We start from the raw sequence: 6,798 nt of genomic DNA on the forward strand, positions 1-6,798 counted from the left end.
AAAAAATAAGGTGTCCGAAAACGGACACCTTGTACGGTTTTGTATTTAAATACAGTTTAAATGGTGTTTAAACGCTGATTAAACGCTATGCAAACAAATCTTCCAACGTTATTTCGCTTTGCACTATACCGGAGTGAGAGTTCTTACGGATTCCGTATGTCGTTACCATAGTAATATGTACAGCCTTGCGCGTATTTGTGGTCTCGATGAATGCGCTCTTTTTGTTGCGTAGGTTACGTTCGTACTCAGCATCGATAGAAAACTCTGACAGGGAGTATTTCATTTCGCATATATTTACCATCTGGTCATTGCGGTCTATCAACAAATCTATTTGTGCTCCTTCGCCATTTTCATCTGCTTCCTTTCGCCATGAGTAGATGTTGCTTAATACTCCGGAAATACCTAATCCTGCCTTGATTTGCTGCGTATGAGCCATACACAGGCGTTCAAAAGCCAAACCACTCCATGCTCTATGCGTTGCAGAATCAATGGAAACCGACCAGAAGTGCTCGTCATTGTTTGTGTTTTGCCGGATAAATTTGAAATAAAAGAGCGTATAGTTGTCTGTCAATTGATAGATTGCTTCTTTTGTCTTTTTGCCATAGCCATTGAATTTCCGTATAAAGCCGCAGTACTCCAACTCGTCAAGCACTTTGCTCAATGCACCATTGCTTTGCTTGTCTGTTGCTGTTATAATTTCTTCGCGAGTCATACCTGCCTTTTTTCTGCCGAGAGCTGTTACCACATCTATGTATTGTTCAGGCGACTTGAACAGAGAAGCATAGAGCTGGTTAAACTCATTTGTCAATTTCCCATTTCTGGCAAAGAACATTTTATCGATGTTTTGAGCAAGACTAAGCCCTTTTTCAAGCAAGTTCCAATAAAATGGTATGCCTCCCAATACCATATAGCACTCGGCAATTTGGTATCGGCTCATTTCAATTCCCTTGTTTTGGACGAACATTTCGCACTCTTTCAGAGTAAATGGTTGAAGGGCAATACGTTGTGTCACACGATTATGAAGTCCTCCGTGGTCGTTAATCACCTTATTGATAATCCAAGATGTGGCAGACCCGCATATAATCAAAACAATATCCTTGCGGGCTGAAGCCCATCCATTCCAGAAGTGTTCAAAAGCAGAAATGAAATTCGAACGGGGGGTGTCCATCCACGGAAGCTCATCAAGGAATACTATCTTTTTCTCGTCTGTTGAGTTCTTAAGAAAATGAGATAACAGACTGAATGCTTCCAGCCATGATTTCGGAGTAGGACAATCGTCGTAACCTGCATCGCGAAGTGAGATAGCAAAACTGAACAATTGGTCTTTGGTTTTGGCATTGGCCAAGCCTGTATGCTGGAATGTAAACTTATAGCCAAAAGTTTCACGAATAAGATATGTTTTGCCTACGCGTCTGCGACCATAGACTGCTATCAATTCCGAATACTCCGACTGTGTTGCCGAAAGTAATGTTTTTTGCTCTTCTTTTCGTCCAATTATCATAACAATTGAATTTTGTTTTTACAAATATAGCATAAAAATCAATATAATTTGCCAAATCTCGTATGTTTTTGAGGATTTGGCAAATTATAGTCTGTTTTTTGAAACGAAAAACTGTTTTGCCACTATTATAATATGTTTGGTTTGTGCCGTCGAAAAAGTATTTTCTTCAGCTCATTTTCTATAAATATAGATTTGATTTTTATAAATATAACTTGTATATATAAAAATATAACTTGCGTTTATATAAACACAAGTTATATTTACAGAATATGTAAGCTCGTTACGAACTTTCAGATATGTTGTTTTGAGTTTTGTTACCTCATCTTCTTTTTAAGCCAAAGATAGTATCCGGTCAGTGGGAGAGTGGCACCTATCAGTGCAGCCAGGAAGTAAAGGACTTTGGTTACAGGACCGCCCCATGTTCCAACGTGCAGCGAATATATCAACCCTCTGAGGTTCTGTCTCACACTGTTATCCTCGAATTTCCTGATTTCGGTTATTTTGCCGGTCTTTGGGTTGAACTTTACATTGTCCGACTTACTCCTGTATCCGTATTTATTCAGTGATACAGTAGCTTCATTTTTGCTCAGCTTGATATAGTTATATTCGGGATAGAGATTTTGTATCTCCTTCAAGGCAACATCGTATGCTATGCAGGTTTCCTGTCGGCGTTCTGTCTTGCCGTTCTCTTTTTTCTCATCATTTCCATGTCCGTGAGCGTGTCCGGCTTGTTGATTCTGTGGTTGAGGCTCGGCTCCAAGGAGTGAGTATGCGGCTTCCCTATACCATCCGAATGACCATGTAGGTCCGGTCAGTGCCATAATCAGTAGGAATATTGTGGCATAGAAACCTAGTGCTACGTGCGAATCGTACATCAGTCGCCTTGTACCTTTGCCGCAAGCCACTGTAAGCCTGTTCTTCAGAGCCTTGCGTGTACGTGGAATCCATATCACCAGCCCGCTTATGAGGATTATTGTCATGGCTATTGTAGATACGCCTACTATAAGCTTACCGGTTGACATGCTGCCTTTACTTTTAGGAACATCAAGAAACCATCTGTGGAGTTTCTTCATAGTCTGAAAGAAAGGATATGATTTCGACCATCCTATGCTTTCTCCTGTGTAAGGATTGACGAACAGGACTTTCTTTCCTCCGTTGCTGAAGCTTATCTGATATGTAGCATCTGCAGCTTTAGGGATGCTTACGGATGAAATCTTCATTTCGCCGTGTCTGTCCTGTACGATATTTATGACTTCGGAAGGAGCAAGTCTTTCTTTTCCCTGAGGCACTTCCACCTGATAAAGATTCTTGTTTAGGGCACGTGTGATATCCTGTTCGAATACCAGTGTGGCACCGGTGAAACATATCACAGTGATTATCAGCCCCAATGGGATAGAAAGCCAGAGATGTATCTTGTGTAATGTTTTCTTCATTTTGTTTATTGCAAATGATTTTTATTTTTGTTTCAAGAAACTTACTCCCTGGATACTTTCTGCATTTACTTCTGTACCTTTTACAGCTTTTCCATCTGTAGAAATAGTGTATAAAGCAGGTAAAGAACCATCTGTCGTTTCCACTTCGAAAGTGATAGTGTGATTATCTGTATCAGCAGCATATGCAAGAGCAATATCGTTGATTAGAGTAGGTTCTGGCAAACCTGTTACTTCAGTGTAAGATTTGGTCTTTACATCGAATATGCCGAACTTCTTGTGCGAACCTTCTGATACACCAGCTGTTCCAGGTTCTGTATATAGTTGAAGGCAGAATTTGTTATCACCAATGTAAAAGCATTTCCACATATAATGTCCTGTTGTTTCCGTCAGATTTACGTAATAATCATCATCAATACTTATTGGCTTTCCGTTTTGTATGTTATTACCACTAATACGTAGTACAGCTGAAGGAACTTCTGGCTCTGACTTTCCGTAGTTTTTTATTGTACTTTGACAGAAAAGGTAGATTTCATTACCAACGACTTCAATACCAGTTTCTGTACGTGAACGAAGATTGCCTTTAATTTGTCCGGCTTCTTTTCCTGGATAATCCTCACTTTTACGTATGATTGTATTCTGATATTTCAGATATTCTTTTTCGCTGTCGTTAGGGTCAAATTTATAAACACCTATATAAAGGTTATTAGCTAAGTCTGTACTATAGCTTGCTTTGGCACGACTTGTTGGATCAGGATCTAAATGTTTAGTTGCATATGATAGTAACACATAGTCACCATATCCGGCTATGTCTCCTACTCCCCATGTTTCTCCATCCATAAGACTTGCAGGTTCTTTGCTTAAGTCATCGCAATCTATAATACCATCGACAGCTGCTGCATCAAATGTTTCCACATTAATATATTTAACACGCTCGTAATGGCCGTTACCGGTTTGGTCGGACATACCTATGAGATAATTCTGGAATATACCTCGCGCTTTCACATCACCATCAAGCGCAACTCCGTTGCCATGCTGTACTAATTTGCCATCCTGAAGTTTCCATGCCATAGTTATGTAGTCTGATGAAGATCCACCTTGCGAAGGATAGTTCATGCCTATCAGAATCTCATTATTGTAATTTATAAAATCAGGATTGTTTCCGCTAAAAAAAATGCGTCCTTCTGGATTTGCAGGATCTAATATGCCGGTTTTAGCATCCGGAGTAAGTTGCAGGTAAGCACCGTTACTCTCTCCTGAACCACTCATTACAACATATTGTGCTTTTGCTGTACTTCCTTCACCGTTATCACCGTTGTCATTTGGCAGGTTTTCACTACAAGCAATCATAGAGCATGTTAATACAGATAAGCACATGATTTTTAAATAATTTTTCCTCATTTTTCTTTTTTTATTTATAAATTATTTACTGAAATTATATCCTAGTTTGATTGCAAAAGCACGTCTTGGTTTTTGCATCTTGAAATTATCATATAGACGGGCATCTGTCAAATTTGTACATTCTGCAGCAACTGTAAATTCCTGTCTTTTACCAAAGTTATAGTTGATAAAAATATCGTGTGAAAATTGGGTAGGAACTATCAAATCAGAATTGTTATAAGTATTCCATTCGTAGCTGAACGAATGAATGTAACTCATCATGTAATGTATATTGAGTATACTGCCCTTAATGAAAAGGTTGTGCAGAGTAAAGCCTGCCTCACCATTGCTATACATATAAGGTATTGCTGGAATACGCTCTTTATAGTTGCGGCTAATACGTTGAGTACCTGCTACATATTTTGTCATGCTGCGCATATCAATATAGCTGAAATTACCTCCAATAAAGAAAAGATCCTTAAAGGTATAACGTATTCCGAAATCTCCTCCTAGATTGCGTACTCCACCATCGTTTTTTGAAGTAGCTCTTCCATTGTCGCTATTGGTGGTACGTCGAATATAATCCTTTATTTCACGATATTGGAAGGCTGCATCTACTGTTAATTTGTGTTGTGCTATATCTAAAGGACTAGCAGTAACACTGAAATTGATATTGTTGCTTGACTCTGGTTTAAGGCTGGAATTTCCACGTTCTATATCATCACCTGTTCCAAACAATTCACGGCTTGTTGGCAGGCGAAGAGCATATTCGTATGAAAGGCGAAGCTGTGTGTGTTGTCCCCAAAAGTAGGTAGATGCTAATCCGCCTCCCCAGTGTGCTTTCGTGTTTCTGAAATCTTGGTAATTACTACCACCTTCTGGATCAAGATATGCTTCGAGATGATTTATATAGTTCTTTACAAATGCTGATGAATTCCAGATTCCTTTATGATCATATTTGTAGCTCAATCCAGTTACTGCTTTCATACTAGTTTGTGGGTGCTCGTACTCCGCTTTTGTTAGAGTTTCATCTTTGCCCGATCGAGAAAATGAGGTAAAAGTGGAACTAAGAGATACAGAATGTCCTTCACTTGGGAATAATGCAATTCTGAAGTTAGCTGCTCCATTATTGTCACGATACCTGTACTTGGTATAGGATAGTTCACCCGGTGCACTTTTAGGATTACTTTTTTCACCTAACCAGTTATAGTTACAACTAGCCGTATCAGCTGCATAGGATTTACCGAAATTATAGTTACCATTCAATCCGATGTGTAGTCCTTGAAGTACTTTAAATTTCTTTTCATAGGTGAGCTGGGGCATTAACGTATTGGCTGTGGTGTATCGTGCGCCATATACCCAGTTCATGTTTGAGGCATTTTGTGTCTGTTTGTATTCATATCCTCCTGTAAAACCAAACAAGAGACGATCTGCGTATGGCTTGTCTACTAATCCTATTTTAAGAATAGCAGCCTCATTGTGGTATCTTGCATGAAAGCGTCTTACTTCAATATCTTCATATACTACTGTATTTCCTTTTTCTCCAAATTTTGTGTAATGATCAATATTAACCTTATAATCATTGTCTGAATAGTTTTGATAAGCATTTAATGAAATATAAAATCCTTTCTTAGAAGTCCATTCTGCATATGCATTGGTTTTGTGTGTATTGAAAGATCCGAAAGAATAAGATGCATTGACACGTGTACGGCGAGTGTCGTCAGTTACAATGTTAATGGCTCCACCTAAGGCATCTCCTCCCAACTCGATAGGTACTACGCCTTTATAAACTTCAATTCTCTTTGCAAGTCCAGCAGGGATGTTGTTGAGTCCGAAAGCAGAACTCATTCCATCCATTGGGACGCCATCAATGAAAATCTTTACATGTCTTCCGGAAAATCCATTTAAAGAAACATTTGCTTCAGAACCTACACCACCATTTTGGCGGATTTTCACTCCACTGATTTTATCGATTGCATTGGCCAAGTCAAATGTAGTATTTTTAAGTTTTGATGTTTCCAGTAGTGATACGTTGTATGCTAGTCGTTGTACCTTTTCGGCTGGGCTGAGCCCTTTTACTACTACTTCATTTAATGTCATAGCATCTTCTTGCATACTTATTTCTAAATAATGTTTTTGAACTTTTGGATTGAAGTGTCTTTTTTCTGTTTTGTAGCCTACGAAGTTTACAACAATATTGTATTCCTCTTCCGGATGTTTTATTTTGATTTCAAACTCTCCGTTGATATCTGTAATTCCTCCTCCAAGTAGTACATTTCTTTTAGAAGAGCGTACTTCAACCGAAGCATAACTTAATTCGGCTTGTGTATGAGAATCTATGACTTTCCCTTTGATAATGTTGTTTGATTGAGCTTGAATGTTTGCGCTCAATAAAAGTAAGATAAAAGTAATAAATAAAATGAGAAATGGTTGTTTCTTTATTTTTATATTTTTATGAGGATTTGAGGTTAATAATCTACTCTGATT

General features: G+C 38.5%; 4 protein-coding genes. All 4 read right to left on the minus strand.

What is annotated here, in order from left to right; translation table 11 throughout:
* Positions 1-85 precede the first annotated feature (85 nt).
* Positions 86-1,501: an AAA family ATPase gene (locus I6E24_RS01685; RefSeq protein WP_235325734.1), complete on the minus strand. Its 1,416-nt coding sequence runs from the start codon at positions 1,499-1,501 to the stop codon at positions 86-88.
* 314 nt (positions 1,502-1,815) lie between these two features.
* Complete coding sequence (locus I6E24_RS01690) at positions 1,816-2,934, minus strand: PepSY-associated TM helix domain-containing protein (protein ID WP_235325736.1); 1,119 nt, start codon at positions 2,932-2,934, stop codon at positions 1,816-1,818.
* Positions 2,935-2,955: 21 nt separating this feature from the next.
* Positions 2,956-4,281 carry a DUF4374 domain-containing protein gene (locus I6E24_RS01695; RefSeq protein ID WP_235325738.1) on the minus strand — a complete coding sequence of 442 codons (1,326 nt, stop codon included), beginning with the start codon at positions 4,279-4,281 and terminating at the stop codon, positions 2,956-2,958.
* A 72-nt stretch (positions 4,282-4,353) separates the two neighbouring features.
* Positions 4,354-6,702: a TonB-dependent receptor gene (locus tag I6E24_RS01700; RefSeq protein WP_235325740.1), complete on the minus strand. Its 2,349-nt coding sequence runs from the start codon at positions 6,700-6,702 to the stop codon at positions 4,354-4,356.
* Positions 6,703-6,798 lie beyond the last annotated feature (96 nt).

This window comes from Bacteroides caecigallinarum (genome assembly GCF_021530995.1).
Lineage (GTDB): Bacteria > Bacteroidota > Bacteroidia > Bacteroidales > Bacteroidaceae > Phocaeicola > Phocaeicola faecigallinarum.

Bases quoted from the DNA above. Each gene is read 5' to 3' on its own strand.
- I6E24_RS01685 (WP_235325734.1), bottom strand. From the start codon at position 1,501: ATGATAATTGGACGAAAAGAAGAGCAAAAAACATTACTTTCGGCAACA.
- I6E24_RS01690 (WP_235325736.1), bottom strand. From the start codon at position 2,934: ATGAAGAAAACATTACACAAGATACATCTCTGGCTTTCTATCCCATTG.
- I6E24_RS01695 (WP_235325738.1), bottom strand. From the start codon at position 4,281: ATGATTGCTTGTAGTGAAAACCTGCCAAATGACAACGGTGATAACGGT.